Source organism: Mesorhizobium sp. M1143, assembly GCF_040318435.1.
Taxonomy (GTDB): Bacteria; Pseudomonadota; Alphaproteobacteria; order Rhizobiales; family Rhizobiaceae; genus Mesorhizobium.
Window position 1 is genome coordinate 1 of sequence record NZ_JAMYMJ010000204.1, and the last position, 606, is coordinate 606.

1 protein-coding gene is annotated in these 606 nt (G+C 56.1%); it reads right to left on the reverse strand.

The window, feature by feature from the left end:
• On the reverse strand, nt 1-487 hold a 487-nt coding region (locus tag NKH35_RS31960; RefSeq protein ID WP_352917588.1), incomplete at its 3' end, for an autoinducer binding domain-containing protein.
• Between the last annotated feature and the right edge of the window lie 119 nt (nt 488-606).

Consider the following 606-nt stretch of genomic DNA (forward strand, 5'->3'; position numbering starts at 1 on the left):
GGATATGAAAGTTGATGGCGACCAGCTGCAATGCTTTTTCGTAACGTGCCAGTGACCGCAACAGAGGCGGACGGGACTCGTCGGAAGCAAAGGTCAGGGCAGCAAACCGGCCGAGATGATCATGCATGGACATCGTCAGGCCGCCGCAGATGCCAAACTCAGCCGCACTCTCTAGAATTTGTTGCTGCGAATTCGGCAGACCGTGCCGAGCGCGATCCACACCCCAATCGAATGTATCCCAGCCTTGCAGCCCGCGCAGGATGACCGGATCGAGACTGTGGTACCGCTGTTGCAGGTAACGTGACGTCCAGGATGAAGGATAGTTTGAAATCAATTGGGGGGCGTCGCCGGAGGCTGACGGGTAGGTGAAATAGGCGAATAGCGGGAAGTCGAAGCCGGCTGCAGCGGAGGCCATTGCCTCACCGAGATCGGCAGCATCAACACTTGCAGACAGTTGCTCGACGAAGTTCTCAAACACGCGATGCATGTGTCCTGTGCGTAACCTCCGTAACGCTCAATGCCAGGCAGAGACCTTGTTTTAGATGATCCCGGACGAATACGGCGCGTGCCGAGAACGTGGCTAATCTGTTGAACCAATCCGAAATA